Annotated in this window: 20 protein-coding genes and 1 tRNA gene; 17 read left to right on the top strand and 4 right to left on the bottom strand. The window is 74.5% G+C overall.

Translation table 11 applies throughout. From position 1 onward, the window contains the following. Positions 1–95: 95 nt before the first annotated feature. The 16 genes from EDC57_RS12330 (at position 96) to EDC57_RS12255 (ending at position 11,332) form a co-directional block, all read left to right on the top strand. Positions 96–386: a hypothetical protein gene (locus EDC57_RS12330; protein WP_123402189.1), complete on the top strand. Its 291-nt coding sequence runs from the start codon at positions 96–98 to the stop codon at positions 384–386. Positions 387–417: 31 nt separating this feature from the next. Continuing rightward, positions 418–1,164, top strand: a complete 747-nt coding sequence (locus EDC57_RS12325; RefSeq protein WP_123402188.1) for a YebC/PmpR family DNA-binding transcriptional regulator — start codon at positions 418–420, stop codon at positions 1,162–1,164. 4 nt (positions 1,165–1,168) lie between these two features. After that, the gene (gene ruvC, locus EDC57_RS12320; RefSeq protein WP_123402187.1) at positions 1,169–1,645 is read left to right on the top strand and encodes a crossover junction endodeoxyribonuclease RuvC; all 477 of its coding nucleotides are present in this window, start codon (positions 1,169–1,171) and stop codon (positions 1,643–1,645) included. Then, positions 1,642–2,229, top strand: coding sequence for a Holliday junction branch migration protein RuvA (gene ruvA, locus EDC57_RS12315; protein ID WP_123402186.1), 588 nt, complete (start codon positions 1,642–1,644; stop codon positions 2,227–2,229). Before ruvC ends, ruvA begins: the two co-directional genes overlap by 4 nt. A gap of 63 nt (positions 2,230–2,292) precedes the next feature. Further along, positions 2,293–3,339: a Holliday junction branch migration DNA helicase RuvB gene (ruvB, locus tag EDC57_RS12310; RefSeq protein ID WP_123402185.1), complete on the top strand. Its 1,047-nt coding sequence runs from the start codon at positions 2,293–2,295 to the stop codon at positions 3,337–3,339. Between the two features lie 16 nt (positions 3,340–3,355). Then, positions 3,356–3,760, top strand: a complete 405-nt coding sequence (gene ybgC / locus EDC57_RS12305; RefSeq protein ID WP_245995295.1) for a tol-pal system-associated acyl-CoA thioesterase — start codon at positions 3,356–3,358, stop codon at positions 3,758–3,760. After that, positions 3,757–4,431 carry a protein TolQ gene (gene tolQ / locus EDC57_RS12300; protein ID WP_123402183.1) on the top strand — a complete coding sequence of 225 codons (675 nt, stop codon included), beginning with the start codon at positions 3,757–3,759 and terminating at the stop codon, positions 4,429–4,431. The genes ybgC and tolQ overlap by 4 nt, the downstream gene beginning before the upstream one ends. Beyond that, the gene (gene tolR, locus EDC57_RS12295) at positions 4,428–4,865 is read left to right on the top strand and encodes a protein TolR (protein ID WP_123402182.1); all 438 of its coding nucleotides are present in this window, start codon (positions 4,428–4,430) and stop codon (positions 4,863–4,865) included. The genes tolQ and tolR overlap by 4 nt, the downstream gene beginning before the upstream one ends. Position 4,866: 1 nt before the next feature. Next, entirely contained in the window at positions 4,867–5,772 is a 906-nt protein-coding gene (tolA, locus tag EDC57_RS12290) for a cell envelope integrity protein TolA (protein WP_123402181.1), read from the top strand. A 2-nt stretch (positions 5,773–5,774) separates the two neighbouring features. Next, on the top strand, positions 5,775–7,082 hold the full coding sequence (gene tolB, locus EDC57_RS12285; protein WP_245995294.1) for a Tol-Pal system beta propeller repeat protein TolB: 1,308 nt from the start codon (positions 5,775–5,777) through the stop codon (positions 7,080–7,082). Between the two features lie 4 nt (positions 7,083–7,086). Beyond that, the gene (pal, locus tag EDC57_RS12280; RefSeq protein WP_123402180.1) at positions 7,087–7,656 is read left to right on the top strand and encodes a peptidoglycan-associated lipoprotein Pal; all 570 of its coding nucleotides are present in this window, start codon (positions 7,087–7,089) and stop codon (positions 7,654–7,656) included. Beyond that, positions 7,653–8,540 (top strand): tol-pal system protein YbgF, encoded by an 888-nt coding sequence (ybgF, locus tag EDC57_RS12275; protein WP_123402179.1) that lies wholly within the window; start codon positions 7,653–7,655, stop codon positions 8,538–8,540. The genes pal and ybgF overlap by 4 nt, the downstream gene beginning before the upstream one ends. A 7-nt stretch (positions 8,541–8,547) precedes the next feature. Next, positions 8,548–9,192 carry a 7-carboxy-7-deazaguanine synthase QueE gene (queE, locus tag EDC57_RS12270; RefSeq protein WP_123402178.1) on the top strand — a complete coding sequence of 215 codons (645 nt, stop codon included), beginning with the start codon at positions 8,548–8,550 and terminating at the stop codon, positions 9,190–9,192. Next, entirely contained in the window at positions 9,189–9,860 is a 672-nt protein-coding gene (gene queC / locus EDC57_RS12265; protein WP_123402177.1) for a 7-cyano-7-deazaguanine synthase QueC, read from the top strand. The genes queE and queC overlap by 4 nt, the downstream gene beginning before the upstream one ends. A gap of 123 nt (positions 9,861–9,983) precedes the next feature. Continuing rightward, entirely contained in the window at positions 9,984–11,183 is a 1,200-nt protein-coding gene (locus tag EDC57_RS12260) for a YeeE/YedE family protein (protein ID WP_245995293.1), read from the top strand. Between the two features lie 73 nt (positions 11,184–11,256). Beyond that, positions 11,257–11,332: transfer RNA gene (locus EDC57_RS12255), tRNA-Lys, on the top strand. Positions 11,333–11,360: 28 nt separating this feature from the next. On the opposite strand, the gene EDC57_RS12250 is transcribed toward EDC57_RS12255, so the two are convergent. From EDC57_RS12250 to EDC57_RS12240, 3 genes are read right to left on the bottom strand one after another with little or no spacing between them, the layout of a single operon-like run. Continuing rightward, positions 11,361–11,918, bottom strand: a complete 558-nt coding sequence (locus EDC57_RS12250) for a 3'-5' exonuclease (protein ID WP_123402176.1) — start codon at positions 11,916–11,918, stop codon at positions 11,361–11,363. After that, complete coding sequence (locus EDC57_RS12245; protein ID WP_123402175.1) at positions 11,915–12,769, bottom strand: motility protein A; 855 nt, start codon at positions 12,767–12,769, stop codon at positions 11,915–11,917. The genes EDC57_RS12250 and EDC57_RS12245 overlap by 4 nt, the downstream gene beginning before the upstream one ends. After that, on the bottom strand, positions 12,766–13,482 hold the full coding sequence (locus EDC57_RS12240) for an OmpA/MotB family protein (protein WP_170165147.1): 717 nt from the start codon (positions 13,480–13,482) through the stop codon (positions 12,766–12,768). Before EDC57_RS12240 ends, EDC57_RS12245 begins: the two co-directional genes overlap by 4 nt. A gap of 77 nt (positions 13,483–13,559) precedes the next feature. On the opposite strand from EDC57_RS12240, the gene EDC57_RS12235 reads away from it, so the two are divergent. Beyond that, positions 13,560–14,747 (top strand): MiaB/RimO family radical SAM methylthiotransferase, encoded by a 1,188-nt coding sequence (locus tag EDC57_RS12235; RefSeq protein WP_123402173.1) that lies wholly within the window; start codon positions 13,560–13,562, stop codon positions 14,745–14,747. Positions 14,748–14,752: 5 nt separating this feature from the next. On the opposite strand, the gene soxB is transcribed toward EDC57_RS12235, so the two are convergent. Further along, positions 14,753–16,468 (bottom strand): thiosulfohydrolase SoxB, encoded by a 1,716-nt coding sequence (gene soxB, locus EDC57_RS12230; RefSeq protein WP_211332000.1) that lies wholly within the window; start codon positions 16,466–16,468, stop codon positions 14,753–14,755. Positions 16,469–16,482: the final 14 nt, after the last annotated feature.

Raw genomic sequence — 16,482 nt, 5'->3', positions numbered from 1 at the left:
AGTGTACTTGCTACACCAAGCGGCCACAACCCGTCCCCCTTCCCTCCCCCGGCGCCCCGTGGCAAGGTGATCGTTCTTCACCCGCCGCCTGGCCCATGCCCCCCACCGACGCCGACCGCGCCCGCCCCGGCGACCCCGTGCTCCTCGTGCACGGGCTGTGGCTCGCCTGCCCCAGCCTCGCCCTCCTCGCCCGCCTGCCCGCCCCCCACGACGGCGTCGTCGCCGTGGCCGAGACCCGCCACCCGGCGGCCTGGCGCCACGAAACCGTGGCCGCGAGCCACCTCGGGCTCGTGCTCTCGGCGCGGGCCGCAGCCGCCGCGGTGGCCGCCCTCACCGCCCGCGCTGGCACCGCGACGACCCCCCGGGTATCATTCCGCCACCCCTGAACCCCTCAAGAAAACGAGGACTTGCGTTCCCATGGCCGGACACAGCAAGTGGGCCAACATCCAGCACCGCAAGAAGGCCCAGGACGCCAAGCGCGGCAAGATCTTCACCAAGCTCATCCGCGAGATCACGGTGGCGGCGCGCCTCGGCGGCGGCGACCCGGCGGGCAACCCGCGCCTGCGCGCCGCCATCGACAAGGCCCTCGACGCCAACATGCCCAAGGACACCATCGAGCGGGCGGTGCGCCGCGGCGCCGGGCTCGAGGAGGGCACCGCCTACGAGGAGGTGCGCTACGAGGGCTACGGCCCCGGCGGGGTCGCCGTGATGGTGGACTGCATGACCGACAACCGCAACCGCACCGTGGCCGAGGTCCGTCACGCCTTCAGCAAGTGCGGCGGCAACCTCGGCACCGACGGCTCGGTGGCCTACCTGTTCGAGCACCGCGGCGTGCTGAGCTTCCCTGCCGGCAGCGACGAGGACCGCATCATGGAGGTGGCCATCGAGGCCGGCGCCGACGACGTGGTCACCAACGAGGACGGCTCGGTGGACGTGCTCACCAGCCCCGAGGCCTTCGGCGCGGTGCGCGACGCCATGCGCGGGGCGGGCCTCGAGCCGGAGCTGGCGGAGGTGACCATGCGCGCCACCACCAGCGTCTCCCTGGGCCCCGAGGAGGCGCAGCGCATGGTGCGGCTGCTGGAGATGCTCGAGGACCTCGACGACGTGCAGAACGTCTACTCCAACGCCGACATCTCCGAGGAGGTGATGGCGCAGCTGGGCTGACGGCGTGGTGCGCATCCTGGGCATCGACCCCGGCTCCCGCGTCACCGGCTACGGCGTCGTGGAGCTGGACGGTGGGCGCGCCCGCGCCGTCGCCTGGGGCTGCATCGCGCCGCCGCCCGGGCCCTTCACCGGCCGCCTGCACGCCATCTTCGAGGGCGTGCGCGACGTGGTGAGCACCCACCAACCGGCCGAGGCGGCGGTGGAGGAGGTGTTCGTGCACCGCAACGTCGCCGCCGCCCTCAAGCTCGGCCAGGCCCGCGGCGCCGCGCTGTGCGCCGCCACCGCCGCGGGCCTGCCGGTGGCCGAGTACGCGCCGGGCGTGGTCAAGCAGGCCGTGACCGGCACCGGGCGCGCCTCCAAGGCGCAGGTGGCCTACATGGTGCGGGCCCTGCTCGCCATCCGCGAGCCCCTCGCCGCGGACGCCGCCGACGCCCTCGCCGTGGCCCTCTGCCACGGCCAGCACCGGGGGCGGCCGCGGTGATCTCGCGCCTGCGGGGACGGCTGCTCGCGCGCCGCCCGCCCCACCTGCTGGTGGAGGTGGGCGGCGTCGGGATCGAGGTCGAGGCCCCCATGTCCACCTTCTACGCCCTGCCCGAGGACGCCGCCGAGGTGGTGCTGCACACCCATCTCGCGGTACGTGAGGACACGCTCACCGTCTACGGCTTCCACAGCGAGGCCGAGCGGGCCCTCTTCCGGACCCTGATCCGGGTCAGCGGGGTGGGACCGCGGCTGGCGCTGGCGATCCTGTCCGGGATGTCGGCGGAGCAGTTCGCGCGCTGCGTCGAGGCGGGCGACGCCGCCGCCCTGACGCGCCTCCCCGGGGTCGGGCGCAAGACCGCCGAGCGGCTCCTGGTGGAGATGCGCGACCGCCTGCCGGAGGCGGCGGGGACGGGCGGTGCCGTGACCGGGGGCGGGTCTGGGGACGCCGCCGCCGAGGCGGTGGAGGCGCTGGTCGCCCTCGGCTACCGCACCGCCGAGGCGGAGCGGCTGGTGCGCGCCGCCGCCGAGCCCGGCCTCGGCGCCGAGGCGCTCATCCGCCGCGCCCTCCAGCGGGCGGTGCGCTGAGCCCGGCGCGACCGGCGCCGCCGCTGCCTGTAGAATGGGCCGCGGCCAGCAGGGGGAGCGCGGATGCAGCCAGAGCAGCGGCTCGTGAGCCCGGCGGCGAGGGGCGAGGACGAGGCCCTCGACCGCGCCCTGCGCCCGCGCCGCCTGGCCGAGTACATCGGGCAGGGGCCGGTGCGCGAGCAGCTCGAGATCTTCATCGGTGCCGCGCGCATGCGCGGCGAGGCCCTCGACCACGTCCTCATCTTCGGCCCACCGGGCCTCGGCAAGACCACCCTCGCCCGCGTCATCGCCAACGAGCTCGGCGTCGGCCTGCGCCAGACCGCGGGGCCGGTGCTGGAGCGCCCGGGGGACCTGGCGGCGCTGCTGACCAACCTCGAGCCCCGCGACGTCCTCTTCGTCGACGAGATCCACCGCCTGAGCCCCCAGGTGGAGGAGGTCCTCTACCCGGCGATGGAGGACTACCAGCTCGACATCGTCATCGGCGAGGGGCCGGCGGCGCGCTCCATCAAGCTCGACCTGCCGCCCTTCACCCTGGTGGGGGCGACCACGCGCGCGGGGCTCCTGACCTCGCCCCTGCGCGACCGCTTCGGCATCGTCCAGCGCCTCGAGTTCTACGACGTGGAGGAGCTGGCCGCCATCGTCGCGCGCTCGGCGCGCATCCTCGGCGTCGAGCTCAGCACCGAGGGGGCGCGCGAGATCGCCGCCCGCGCCCGCGGCACGCCGCGCATCGCCAACCGGCTCCTGCGCCGGGTGCGCGACTACGCCCAGGTGCGCGGCGACGGGCGCATCGACGCCGCCACCGCCGCCGCCGCCCTGGACCTCCTCAAGGTGGACCGCAGCGGCTTCGACGGCATGGACCGGCGCCTGCTGCGCACCATCATCGACAAGTTCGACGGCGGCCCGGTGGGCATCGACAGCCTCGCCGCCGCCCTCGGCGAGGAGCGCGGCACCCTCGAGGACGTGATCGAGCCCTATCTGATCCAGCAGGGCTACCTGGTGCGCACCGCGCGCGGGCGCATGGCGACGCGGCTCGCCTATGCCCACTTCGGCCTCGCGCCGCCGCGGCCGGATCCGCCGCAGGAGGCCCTCGACCTCTTCGACGAACCGTGAACGCGGACGTGAGAACGTGAACCCGTTCCTTTGGCGCGTGCGCGTCTACTACGAGGATACCGACGCCGCCGGCGTGGTCTACTACGCCAACTACCTGCGCTACCTGGAGCGGGCGCGCACGGAGTGGCTGCGCGCCCTCGGCCTCGGCCAGGAGCGGCTGCGGCGCGAGGCCGGCGTGCTCTTCGCCGTGCGCAGCGCCGAGCTGCACTTCGACGCCCCGGCGCGGCTCGACGACGAGCTGGCGGTGAGCGTCGCGGTGGCCGAGCGCGGCGGTGCGAGCCTGACCTTCGCCCAGGCCATCGAGCGCGTCTCGCCGCCGGGCCGGGTCGTGCGGGCGCGGGTGCGGGTGGCGTGCCTCGACGCCGAGCGGCTGCGCCCGCGGCGCCTGCCGCCGGCCCTGATCCGGGAGCTCATGAAGTGAACGCCGATCTCTCCATCCTCCACCTCGTCACCGGGGCGAGCCCTTTGGTCCAGGCGGTGATGCTGATGCTGCTCGCCGCCTCCGTCGCCTCCTGGACCATCATCTTCCACAAGGCCGCGGTGCTGCGGGCGGCGCGCGCCGAGGCCGACGCCTTCGAGGACCGCTTCTGGTCCGGCGGCAGCCTCGGCGAGATGTACAAGGAGATCGCCGACGGCGGCGCGGCCCGCGGGCTCGCCGAGATCTTCCGCGCCGGCATGAGCGAGTTCCTGCGCCTGCGGCGCCAGGGCGGCATGGACCCCAAGGTGGTGCTGGAGGGGGCGCAGCGGCAGATGCGCGTGGCGCTCACGCGCGAGACCGACCGCCTCGAGCACCACCTCTCCTTCCTCGCCACCGTGGGCTCCACCAGCCCCTACGTCGGCCTCTTCGGCACCGTGTGGGGGATCATGAACGCCTTCCGCTCCCTCGCCCACGTCCAGCAGGCGACGCTGGCCCAGGTCGCCCCCGGCATCGCCGAGGCGCTGGTGGCCACCGCCATGGGCCTGTTCGCGGCGATCCCGGCGGTGATCGCCTACAACCGCTACGCCAACGACCTCGAGCGGCTCGTGACCCGCTACGAGACCTTCGCCGAGGAGTTCGCCAGCATCCTCCAGCGCCAGGTGCACGCGGCATGAGCACGCCCCCGCGCCGGACCCGCCGCCGCCCCATGGCCGAGATCAACGTCGTGCCCTACATCGACGTGATGCTGGTGCTGCTGGTGATCTTCATCATCACCGCGCCGCTGCTGACCCAGGGGGTGCAGGTGGAGCTTCCGGCGGCGGCGAGCGAGCCCCTGCCGCGGCGCGAGGCCGAACCCCTCATCCTCACCGTGGACGCCGAGGGGCGCATGTACCTCAACGTCGGCGACGGCGCCGAGCGCCCGCTGGAGGCGCAGACCCTCATGGCCCGCGCCGCCGCGGTGCTGCGCCGCCGCCCGCAGACGCCCGTGCTGGTGCGCGCCGACCGCCGCGTGCCCTACGGCGCGGTGGTCCGGGCGATGGTCCTGCTCCAGCGCGCCGGCGCGCCCAGCGTGGGCCTCATGACCGAGCCGCCGGAGACGGGCTCCTGAGATGTGGCGCGAGATCCGCGAACGCCCCCGCGCGCTGCTCTATTCGCTCCTCCTGCACGCCGGGCTGCTGGGCCTGCTGGCGGCGAGCCTCTCCTTCTCGCCGCGCCTGCCGCAGCCCGAGCGCGTGGAGATCGTGCAGGCGGTGGCCCTCGACGAGCAGCGCGTGCAGCGGGAGCTTGCCGCCCTGGAGCGCGCCGAGGCCGAGCGGCGCAAGGCCGAGGAGGAGGCGGCGAGGAAGGCGCGGCTTGCGCGCGAGCAGGAGGAGCGGCGCCTCGCCGAGCTGCGCCGCCGGCGGGCCGCGGAGGAGCGCCGGCTCGAGGCCCTCGTCGAGCAGAAGGCGAAGGCGGCGCAGGAGGCGAAGCGGCTCGCCGCGCTGCGCCGCGAGCAGGAGGCGGAGGCCCGGCGCCTGGCCGAACTCGAGCGCAGGAAGAAGGCCGAGGCCGAGCGTTTGGCCGCCCTCGAGCGCGAGCGTAAAATCGCCGAGGCCGAGCGGCGCAAGGCCGAGGAGGAGGCCCGCCGCAAGGCGGAGGAGGAGGCCCGCCGCAAGGCCGAGGAGGAGGCGCGGCGGCGTGCCCTGGAGGAGGAGCAGCGCCGGCTCGCACAAGAGCGTGCGCGGCTTGCGCTGCAGGAGGTCGCGCGCTACACGGACGCCATCCGTCAGCGCGTCGAGCGCGCGTGGGTGCGCCCGACGGGGCTGCCCAAGGGGTTATCAGCCATCGTGCGCGTGCGGCTGATCCCCGGGGGGGACGTGGCGGGGGTGCAGATCGCCCGCAGCAGCGGCAACGCCGCCTTCGACAAGTCGGCCGAGGAGGCCGTCTACCGCGCCGCACCGCTGCCGGTGCCCTCCGACCCGGAGGTCTTCGACCGCATGCGCGAGATCCAGTTCGTCTTCAAGCCGGAGGAGTGAACGTGCGCCGCATCCTGCCGCTGGTCGCCCTGCTGCTCGCCGCCGCGGCACCGTCCGCACGCGCCGTGCTTACCATCGAGATCACCCGCGGCATCGAGGGGGCGCTGCCCATCGCCGTCGTCCCCTTCGGCTGGCAGGGGCCCGCCGCCGCGCCGCCCCTGGACATCGCCGCCGTGGTGGCCGCGGACCTGCGCCGCAGCGGCCGCTTCGCGCCCCTCGCCGAGCGCGACCTCATCGCGCGGCCGACGCGGGCGGAGGAGATCCGCTTCCCCGACTGGCGCGCCCTCGACGCCGGCAGCCTCCTCATCGGGCGGCTGCGCGCCATGGGCCCGGATGCCTACACGGTCCAGTTCCAGCTCTTCGACGTCTTCCGCGGCGAGCAGCTGCTCGGCTTCAGCATCCCGGCCCGCGGCGACACCCTGCGCCGGACCGCGCACCGCATCGCCGACCTCGTCTACGAGCGGCTCACCGGCGAGCGCGGCGCCTTCGACACGCGCATCGCCTACGTGGTCGCCCTGCCGGAGGCCGCCGGCCCCCTGCGCTACGAGCTCAAGGTGGCCGACTCCGACGGCTTCGACGCCCGCACCGTGCTGCGCTCGCCCGAGCCGCTGCTCTCCCCGGCCTGGTCGCCGGACGGCGAGCGCCTCGCCTACGTCTCCTTCGAGGGCGGACGGCCGGCCATCTACGTCCAGGAGATCGCCACCGGGGAGCGGGCGCGCCTGGCCTCGTTCGCGGGCATCAACGGCGCCCCGGCGTGGTCGCCGGATGGGCGGCGGATGGCGATGGCGCTGTCCAAGGACGGCAATCTCGAGATCTACGTCATGGACCTCGTGGACCGCAGCCTGCGCCGCATCACCCGCAGCCTCGCCATCGACACCGAGCCCGTCTGGGCGCCGGACGGCAGGACCCTCTACTTCACCTCCGACCGCAGCGGCCGGCCCCAGATCTACCGCGTCCCCGCCGCCGGCGGGCGGCCCGAGCGCGTCACCTTCGAGGGCGAGTACAACGCCCGCGCCTCGGTCTCCCCCGACGGCAAGCGGCTGGCCCTGGTCAACGGCGACGGGGGCCGCTACCGCGTCGCGGTGCTGGAGCTCGACACCGGCCTGATGCGGGTGCTCACCGACGGCACCCTGGACGAGTCGCCGAGCTTCGCCCCCAACGGCAGCATGATCCTCTACGCCACGCGCGACCGCGGCCGCGGCGTCCTCGCAGCGGTCTCGGTGGACGGACGCGTCCAGCAGCGCCTGGTCCCGGAGGCGGGCGACGTGCGCGAGCCCGCCTGGTCCCCCTTCAACCAGCCCACGGAGTGACGCCATGAGCCATCGCACCCTGCTCACGCTGCTTGCCGGCGCCGTCCTGCTCGCCGCCTGCGCCACGCCCGCCCCCCAGGAGCCGGCGTCCGCGCCGCCGGTGGAGGAGAAGGGCGTGCCCGCCGGCGGTGCCGCGGAGGCCGGCGCCGCCCGACCCGGGGCCGAGGCCGCCGCGGTGCAGCCCGAGGCGGTGCCGCCCATGGACCCCCTCGACGACCCGGCGAGCCCCCTGCGCGAGCGGGTCCTCTACTTCGACTTCGACAGCACCGAGATCAAGCCGCGCGAGCGCGAGCTCATCGCCGCCCACGCCCAGTACCTGGCCTCGCGGCCGCAGGTGAAGGTGCGCCTCGAGGGCCATGCCGACGAGCGCGGCACGCGGGAGTACAACCTCGGCCTCGGCGAGCGGCGGGCGATGGCGGTGCGCCAGCTCATGCTCTTCCTCGGGGTGCAGCCCGGCCAGATCGAGGTGGTGAGCTACGGCGAGGAGCGCCCGGCCGCGCTCGGCCACGACGAGTCGGCTTGGCGCCTCAACCGCCGCGTCGAGATCCGCTACCCGGGGCACGACGCGCCATGAGGCGGCTGCTGCTTCCCGCGCTGCTGGTGCCGCTGGGCGCGCCGGCCCAGCCGGCGCCTGCGCCCGCCCCGGGCACGGCGGCGGCACCGGCACAGACGGCACCGGCGCAGGCCGTGCCGGCCCCCGCCGCGCCCGCCGTCAGCGCCGCGGTGCTGGAGCTGCTGGGCCGCCTCGAGGCGCTGCAGCGCGAGGTGCAGGCCCTGCGCGACGAGGTCGAGACTCAGGGCCACGAGCTTGCGGGGATCGGCAGGCGCCAGCGCGAGCTCTACCTCGACCTGGACCGGCGCCTGCGGCGGCTGGAGGCGGCCGGCACCCCCGCGGCCCCCGCGCCCTCCGTCGCGGCGCCCGCTGTCTCCGCACTGTCCGCGCCGGCCCCCTCCGCCCCCGCGCCGGGCGCCCCGGGGAACGCGGCCGCGCCACCTGCGGCGCCGGCCGCGACCCCGCCCGCGGGTGCCGCGCCGGCCCCTGCGCCCGCGCCGGCCGCCGCGACCGACCCCCTCCAGGAGCAGGCCGCCTACCAGCTCGCCTTCGACCTCCTCAAGGAGGGCCGCTACGACCGCGCCATCGCCGAGTTCCAGGCCTTCCTCGGCCGCTATCCCAAGGGGGGCTACGCCGACAACGCCCAGTACTGGCTCGGCGAGGCCTACTACGTGACCCGGCAGTTCGAGCAGGCCCTGGCTGAGTTCCGCAAGGTGGTGGGGGGCTTCCCAGACAGCCCCAAGGTGCCGGACGCCCTGCTCAAGATCGGCTTCTGCCAGTACGAGCTGCGGCGCTGGGACGAGGCCCGGGCCACCCTCAACGAGGTGCTGCAGCGCTTCCCGCAGAGCACCGCCGCCCGCCTCGCCTCCCAGCGGCTTCAGCGGATGAAGCGGGAGGGGCGCTGAGGCACGGATGGCGCAGCTTCGCGTCACCGAGATCTTCCGCTCGCTGCAGGGCGAGGGCCTCGCCGCGGGCCTGCCGACGGTGTTCGTGCGCCTGACCGGCTGCCCGCTGCGCTGCCGCTACTGCGACACCGCCTATGCCTTCAGCGGCGGCGAGACGATGTCGGTGGCGGCGGTGGTGGAGGCGGTGCGCGCCCTGCCCCCGGCCCCCGCGGCCTGCGTCACCGGCGGCGAGCCGCTGGCCCAGGCCGGCTGCCGCGAGCTCCTCTCGCGCCTGTGCGACGCCGGCTACGCGGTCAGCCTCGAGACCTCGGGAGCGCTGGACATCGGCGGGATCGACCCGCGTGTGACCGTGGTCATGGATCTCAAGACGCCGGGCTCGGGGGAGAGCGGGCGCAACCGCTGGGCCAACCTCGGGCGGCTGCGCCCCCAGGATCAGGTCAAGCTGGTGCTCACCGACCGCGCGGACTACGAGTGGGCCCGCGAGGTGGTCGTGCGGCACCGCCTCGACGCGCGCTGCACCGTGCTCCTCGCCCCCGCCTGGGGCGAGCTGGAGGCGGCCACGCTGGCCGAGTGGATCCTCGCCGACGCCCTGCCGGTGCGGCTCCAGCTCCAGCTGCACAAGCTGCTCTGGGGCGAGGTGCGCGGCCGATGAGCACCCCCGCGGTGGTGCTGCTCTCGGGAGGCCTCGACTCGGCCACCACCCTCGCCATCGCGCGGGCGCGCGGCTTCGCCTGCCACGCCCTCAGCGTCCGCTACGGCCAGCGCCACGACGCCGAGCTCGCCGCCGCCGCCCGCATCGCCGCCGCCCTCGGCGCCGTCGCGCACAAGGTGGTGGCCATCGACCTCGGCGCCATCGGCGGCTCCGCCCTCACCGACCCGGCCATCGCCGTCCCCACCGCGCCCACCGAGGGCATCCCGGTCACCTACGTCCCGGCGCGCAACACCGTGCTGCTGGCCCTGGCCCTGGGCTGGGCGGAGGTGCTCGGCGCGGCGGACATCTTCGTCGGCGTCAACGCCGTCGACTACTCGGGCTACCCTGACTGCCGCCCCGCCTTCGTCGAGGCCTTCGAACGCCTCGCCAACCTCGCCACCCGCGCCGGTGTCGAGGGCCGGCGCTTCCGCATCCACGCCCCCCTGCTCCGCTTGCGCAAGGCCGAGATCATCCGCGAGGGCGTCCGCCTCGGGGTCGACTACGCCCTCACCGTCTCCTGCTACCAGGCGGACGCCGAGGGACGCGCCTGCGGCCGCTGCGACGCCTGCCGCCTGCGCGCCCAAGGCTTCGCCGAGGCGGGACTGCCGGACCCGACGCGCTACCGCTGACCGGCCATCAGGGGTGCTTGGGATTCCATAGATATTTTCTGGGATCCGCCCGGGCCCGGTGCCCGCGGGGCGCGGGTAGAATCCGGCCCAGAGCCTCGAAGGCCGGATTCGGAGGAGACCGCGGTGGAGCTCGAGATCACCCAGAAGGTGCTCGGCGCCGTCTTCGTGCTGTCGCTGGTGCTGGGCGCGGTGGCCAACAAGACCAACTTCTGCACCATGGGTGCAGTCTCGGACCTGGTCAACATGGGCCACACCGGCCGCATCCGCGCCTGGCTCTTCGCCATCGCCGTCGCCACCGCCGGCACGCTGGCGCTCGAGGCCGCGGGCATCCTCGACCTCAGCGGCACCCGCCCGCCCTATCGCAGCGCCCTCTTCATGTGGCCCCGCTTCCTCCTCGGCGGCCTGCTCTTCGGCATCGGCATGACCCTCGCCTCGGGCTGCGGCAACAAGACGCTGGTGCGCATCGGCGGCGGCAACCTCAAGTCGCTGGTGGTGTTCCTGGTCATGGGGCTGTTCGCCTTCCTCATGACCCGCACGGACTTCTACGGGGTCGTGTTCCACTCCTGGATGCTGCCCCTGAGCATCGACCTCGCGGCGCTGGGGATCCCGAGCCAGGAGCTCGGCACCCTCCTGGGCGCGGGGGGGCCCTGGTCCGGCGCCCTGCACTACGCCCTCGGCGCCGCCCTGGTGGCGGGGCTGGTCTGGTTCGCCTTCCGCTCGGAGCACTTCCGCACCGCCGACAACATCGTCGGCGGCCTCGTGGTGGGGGCGGTGGTGGTCGGCGCCTGGTACGTCACCGGCGGACCCTGGGGCGCCGACTGGAAGGAGTTCGCGGACTTCGCCGAGCAGCCGCCGGCGGGGGTCGGGGTGCAGTCCTTCACCTTCGTCAATCCCTCGGGTGAGACCCTCTATCTCGCGATGCAGGGCTTCCCGCCGGGACTCGTCACCTTCGGCGTGGTCTCCGTGGCCGGGGTGATCCTGGGCTCGCTGCTGTGGGCGCTGGCGAGCGGCGGCTTCCGCGTCGAGTGGTTCCGCGACCTGCGCGACGCCCTCGCCCACGTGGCGGGCGGGGCGCTCATGGGCATCGGCGGGGTGCTGGGCCTCGGCTGCACCATCGGCCAGGGCGTCACCGGCGTCTCCACCCTCGCCCTCGGCTCCTTCCTCGCCCTGGGGGCCATCATCCTCGGCGCCGCCCTGACCATGAAGGTGCAGTACTACCGCATGGTCTACGAGGGCGAGGCCACGTGGGGGGCGGCGCTGCTGACGGCGCTGGCGGACCTGCGCCTGCTCCCCGCGAGGATGCGGCGCCTGGAGGCGGTGTAGGCGCGGCCTTTTGCGGCGCCGCCCGGGGACGGCTATCATCCGCCGGCACCGCGCCCCTGCAAGGCGCGCGGCCGGGCCGTTAGCTCAGCCGGTAGAGCAGCGGACTTTTAATCCGTAGGTCGCAGGTTCGACTCCTGCACGGCCCACCACCACGCTCGGCGGCACCCCCGGCCCCGGCTAGACGCCGATGCCCCAGAGGATCCGCGCCAGCACCCGCGCCACATTGCGGGCGTCGTCGATGCCCCGGTGGGGGCGCCCCTCGAAGCGCATCCCGAGCCGCTCCAGCGCCTCCCCGAGGCCGCACGGGGCGTCCCAGCCCCAGGCCAGCGCCGCCAGCGCCTTGACGTTGAGATGGCTCGGGCCGAAGGGATAGGCGACCCCGGCCTCGGCGCACTGGCGCTGGAACTGGAGGCGGTCGTAGTCGCCCCAGGAGGCCCAGACCCGGCGCTTAGCGGCCCAGGCCCGGCGCAGCCGCGTGCAGGCCTCGGCGAAGGACATCCCCCCGGCCACCGCCTCCGGGGTCAGCCCCGTGAGCTCGGTGCAGAAGGCGCTCACGCGGGAGCGCTCGGGCCGCACGAGGATGGAGGCGGTCTCGCCGAGGGCCCGCGCCCGCGCGTCCAGCACGCAGACCCCGATCTCGACGATCTCGGGGCGCTCCCCGGGGGGCGGCGGGCCGCGCCAGCAGGTGGCCTCCACGTCCACCACCACCACGGCGTCCGCCGCCAACCGGCTCATCCCTGTGCCTCGGCCTCCTGCCGGCCCTGCGTGCGCGCCTCCTCCTGCTCGCGCAGGCGGCGGTAGCGCTCGCGCAGCTCCTCGAGGCTCGCCACCGGCCGCGGCCGCTCGGCCGGGGTAAGGAAGGACTCGAGCTTCTTCTGCAGACGCAGGGTGTTGTGCTCGGAGGCGATGGCGAGCACACCGTCGCTGATGAGCTTCTGGGCGAGCAGCTCGCGGCGGGTCTTGGCGTGGATGCACTCGGCCAGGGGCACGAAGAGGAAGTTGGCGGCGAGGATGCCGTAGAGGGTCGAGGTGAGGGCGATGGGGATCATGCGCACGATGACCTCGGGATCGCCGATGCCCCCGAGCATGCCGATGAGGCCGACCACGCTGCCGGCGACACCGAAGGCCGGGGCCAGCCGCGCGAGGTGGCGGAAGATGCGCTCGTGATGGGTGCGCCGCAGGCGGAAGTATTCCATCTCGGTGTAGAGGATCTCGCGCAGCTCGGCGCCGCGGTAGCCGTCCACCAGCAGGTCCAGGGCGCGCTTGAGGAAGCTCACCGTGCTCTGGTCGCCCGCGGCCTCCAGCGCGAGGATGCCGTCGCGGCGGGACCGCACCGAAAGGTCCATGAGGGTCTCCACGATGGCGTCTCCGCCGGGCGGCTCCACCGTGAGGGCGTTGCGCGCCACCCGCCAGGCCGCCCGCAGGTCCCCCAGCGGGTAGCTGAGGAGCGCCGCCCCCGCGGTGCCGGCGGCGACGATGGCGAAGCCCGCGAGGTTGAGGTAGAGGCCCGGATGGCCGCCGGCGGCGAAGGCGGCCGCCAGGGCCAGGAGGGCGAGCCCCGCGCCGATCCAGTTCCAGCGGCTCACGTCCCCGCCTCCGGCACGAAGCGCTCCCGCGTGATGAGGATGTCGACGCGGCGGTTGAGGGCGCGGTGCCGGTCGCTGAGGTTCGGCACCACCGGATCGTAGGAGGCGCGGCCCATGACCGTGAAACGGGCGGGCTCGACCCCGCCTTCCTCGATGAGGAAACGCGCGACGCGGGTGGCACGCAGCACCGACAGCTCCCAGTTGGTGGGGAAGCGTCCGCCGCGCGTCGGGTAGTCGTCGGTGTGGCCGATCACCTGCACGCGGTAGGGCGTGGCGCGGATGATCTCGGCCAGCCGCCGCAGGAAGGCCTGCGCCTCGGGGCGCAGGGCGTCGCTGCCGAGGTCGAAGAAGAGCGGGCCGCGCACGCTGACGCGCACGGCATTGTCCCGGGTGAGGACCACGTCCACCTCTTCCATGCGCGCCTCGCGCACGGCCTCGCGGCTGCGCTCGAGCACGTCGATGCGCGTCAGCGGCTCGAGGCTGGGGGTCGGCCGAGGCTGCGCGACCTGCTCCACCGCGCCCGGCGATCGCGGCCCCTCGCCGCGGGTGAGGCCGGCGGCGAAGAGGGCGGCGAAGAGGACGAACATGGTCATCATGAGGTCGGACCAGGGCACCGCCCAGTCCGTGGCCCAGTCGTCGGCGCGCACGCCCGGCTCGACCGCCCGCGCCGGCGGATCCGGGAATACGGGGGCCGCCCCCGCGGCGCTGTCCATCTCTTCCCTCATGCCGACCCTATCGGCAGCCTGCCCGGCCCCCTTGAGGGCGCAGGCGGTGCTATGATCGCGCCCCCATGAAGGTCCACATCCGCACCCTCGGCTGCCGCATGAACCAGCTCGACGCCGCACGGCTGCGGGCGTCGCTGGTGGCGGCCGGCCACGAGCCGGTGGATCACCCCGCGGAGGCCGAGGCGGTGATCGTCAACACCTGCACCGTCACCGCGGAGGCCGAGCGCAAGTCGCGCCAGCAGGCGCGGGCCGCCGCCCGCGCCGGCAAGCGGGTGCTGGTGTGCGGCTGCGGGCCGCGCGTGGATGGGGCAGGCTGGCGCAGGGTGGCGCCCGGGGCGGAGGTGCACCTGGATCCGGCCAGCCTGCTCGCGGGCCTCGACGCCGCGCCCACCGAGGCCCTGCCGCTGCCGGGGCGCACGCGCATGACGGTGGCGATCCAGCACGGCTGCGACGACGTCTGCAGCTTCTGCATCACCCGCATCGCCCGCGGGCGCCACCGCTCGGTGCCGGAAGGCGAGGTGCTGCGGCAGATCCGCGCGGCCGAGGCGGCGGGCTACCGGGAGGTGGTGCTCACCGGGATCAACCTCGCCGCGTGGGGCGCGCAGGACACCCGCCGGCCGCAGGAGGCGCGCCTCGGCCGTCTGCTCGCCCGCATCCTCGAGGCGACCGCGATCCCGCGCCTGCGCCTCTCCTCCCTCGGCCCGCAGTACCTGGATGCGGCCTTCTTCGAGGCGTTCGCCGATCCCCGCGTCTGCGACCACCTGCATCTGTCGGTGCAGAGCGGATCCGACCGGGTGCTGAGGCGGATGCGGCGGGGTCACGACGCCGAGACCGTGCTGCGCGTCGCCGAGCGGGCGCGGGCGGTGCGCCCCGACGTCTCGCTTGCCGCGGACCTCATCGCAGGCTTTCCCGGCGAGACCGAGGCCGAGTTCGACGAGACCCTGGCCCTGGTGCGCACCGCGGGCCTCAGCCACCTGCACGTCTTCCCCTTCTCGGCCCGCGCCGGGACCGAGGCGGCGGCCCTGCCAGGACAGATCCCCGCCGAGGAGCGGCGCCGGCGCGCCGCCGCCCTGCGCGCCTTGGGCCGCGCGCAGCGCGCCGCCTTCGTCCAGGCCCGCCTGGGGCGGCGCTACCCCGTGCTGGTGGAGGACGACGGCACCGGGCTCACCCCCAACTTCATCCGGCTGCGCGCCCCCGGCGCGGCGGAGGGGGAGATCGCCGAGGTCGAGGTCTCGCCCGGGACCCTGGCCTGACCCCTTCAGACGGCCCCGAGCCCGGGGTTGCCCTCCATGCCGAGGATGCGCGGGACGTTGGGCCGGCCCACACGCACCGTCTCCTGCCCGCGCAGGTACTCGGCCACCACGTCCCACACCGGCCGCCCCTCGAGGCGCTGGGCGACGCTGGCCCAGCTCGCCACGACGTAGGTCTTGTTCGGGTCCAGGGGCCTGCCGCCGAGCTCCATGCCGCGGATGCGGTGGCCGATCTCGGCCTCGGGATCAATGGCGTAGCGCAGGCCGCCGACGCGCACCATGTCGCCGCCCTGCTGGTAGTAGGGATCCTTGTTGAACAGGTTGTCCGCCACGTCCTCGAGGATGAGCTTGATCTGCTCGCCCGTGAGCTCGTTGCGCGTCACCACCGGGTAGGTGATGGCGGTCTGGTTCATGACGTCCTCGAAGGTGATGGGGTCCCCGGGCAGCACCGTGGTGCCCCAGCGGAAGCCGGGCGAGAAGGCGATCTCGGCGTCGAGCACCGCCATGAGGGCGTCGCAGATGAGCTGGTCGAAGGTGCCGTTGAAGTTGCCGCGGCGGTAGAGCAGGTCGCCGGCGACGGCGAGGCGCTCGCCGAGCCGCTCCGCGTAGGGCGCGCGCACCTCGCGGATGTGCCGCGCCATGGCCGGATCCGGCGGCAGCAGGTCGGCGAAGACGGGCACCAGGCGGTAGCGGAAGTCGCGCACCCGCCCGCCGCGCACGTCGAGATCCAGCACCCCCAGGAACTTGCCGTTGGAGCCCGCGTTGGTGACCAGGGTGCGGCCGCCGGGGTTCGCCACCACCACGGGCTCGGGGACGGCGTCGTGGGTGTGGCCGCCGAGGATGGCGTCGAGACCGCGCACCCGCGAGGCGAGCTTCAGGTCCACGTCCATCCCGTTGTGCGAGAGCAGCACCACCACCTGCGCCCCCTTGCCGCGGACCTCCTCCACCAGCCCCTGCAGCCGCTCCTCGCGGATGCCCATACTCCACTGGGGGATGAGGTAGCGCGGGTTGGCCACCGGCGTGTAGGGGAAGGCCTGGCCGATCACCGCCACCGGCACCCCGCCCACCTCGCGGATCACGTAGGGCTCGAAGACGGGCTCCTCCCACTCGTTGTCCACCACGTTCTGGGCGACGAAAGCGAGGCGGTCCTCGAAGTCCTGCTCGAGGATCTCCATCACCCGCGAGGCGCCGAAGGTGAACTCCCAGTGCGGCGTCATGACGTCGACGCCGAGGAGGAGCTGCGCATCCACCATGTCCTGGGCGTTGCTCCACAGGGAGGTCGCCGAGCCCTGCCAGGTGTCCCCGCCGTCGAGGAGGAGCGCCCCCGGGCGGCTCTCGCGCAGGCGCCGCACCAGGGTGGCGAGGTGGGCGTAGCCGCCCACCCGCCCGTAGCGCCGGGCCGCCTCCACGTAGTCGAGGTAGGTGAAGGCGTAGGCCTCGCGGCCGCCGCGGGGGATCCCGTAGCGGCGCAGGAAGGCCTCGCCCACGAGGTGCGGCGGCTGGCCGCGCATCCCCGCCACCCCCAGATTGAGGTGGGGCTCGCGGTAGTAGACCGGCAGGAGCTGGGCGTGGCTGTCGGTGAGGTGCAGCAGGGAGACGTTGCCGAAGCGCGGCAGGTCGTAGGGATCGCCCGCCTCCGCCGCCCCGGCGATGCCGGGCAGCGCCATCCCGGCCGCCCCCGCCGCCGCCAGCACCTGGAGGAACTCGCGCCGCGTCATGCTCATGGGATCCTCCTCCG

This window comes from Inmirania thermothiophila (assembly GCF_003751635.1).
Lineage (GTDB): Bacteria > Pseudomonadota > Gammaproteobacteria > DSM-100275 > DSM-100275 > Inmirania > Inmirania thermothiophila.
The sequence above is the reverse complement of the archived record's forward strand: the minus strand, read 5'-3'. Positions and strand labels throughout refer to the sequence as shown.

Excerpts from the sequence above, each read along its gene's own strand:
- EDC57_RS12235 (WP_123402173.1), top strand. The coding sequence starts at position 13,560 with ATGAAGGTCCACATCCGCACCCTCGGCTGCCGCATGAACCAGCTCGAC.
- EDC57_RS12330 (WP_123402189.1), top strand. The coding sequence starts at position 96 with ATGCCCCCCACCGACGCCGACCGCGCCCGCCCCGGCGACCCCGTGCTC.
- EDC57_RS12325 (WP_123402188.1), top strand. The coding sequence starts at position 418 with ATGGCCGGACACAGCAAGTGGGCCAACATCCAGCACCGCAAGAAGGCC.
- queC (WP_123402177.1), top strand. The coding sequence starts at position 9,189 with ATGAGCACCCCCGCGGTGGTGCTGCTCTCGGGAGGCCTCGACTCGGCC.
- tolR (WP_123402182.1), top strand. The coding sequence starts at position 4,428 with ATGAGCACGCCCCCGCGCCGGACCCGCCGCCGCCCCATGGCCGAGATC.
- soxB (WP_211332000.1), bottom strand. The coding sequence starts at position 16,468 with ATGAGCATGACGCGGCGCGAGTTCCTCCAGGTGCTGGCGGCGGCGGGG.
- queE (WP_123402178.1), top strand. The coding sequence starts at position 8,548 with ATGGCGCAGCTTCGCGTCACCGAGATCTTCCGCTCGCTGCAGGGCGAG.
- EDC57_RS12240 (WP_170165147.1), bottom strand. The coding sequence starts at position 13,482 with ATGGACAGCGCCGCGGGGGCGGCCCCCGTATTCCCGGATCCGCCGGCG.
- pal (WP_123402180.1), top strand. The coding sequence starts at position 7,087 with ATGAGCCATCGCACCCTGCTCACGCTGCTTGCCGGCGCCGTCCTGCTC.
- EDC57_RS12250 (WP_123402176.1), bottom strand. The coding sequence starts at position 11,918 with ATGAGCCGGTTGGCGGCGGACGCCGTGGTGGTGGTGGACGTGGAGGCC.
- ruvB (WP_123402185.1), top strand. The coding sequence starts at position 2,293 with ATGCAGCCAGAGCAGCGGCTCGTGAGCCCGGCGGCGAGGGGCGAGGAC.
- ybgF (WP_123402179.1), top strand. The coding sequence starts at position 7,653 with ATGAGGCGGCTGCTGCTTCCCGCGCTGCTGGTGCCGCTGGGCGCGCCG.
- tolA (WP_123402181.1), top strand. The coding sequence starts at position 4,867 with ATGTGGCGCGAGATCCGCGAACGCCCCCGCGCGCTGCTCTATTCGCTC.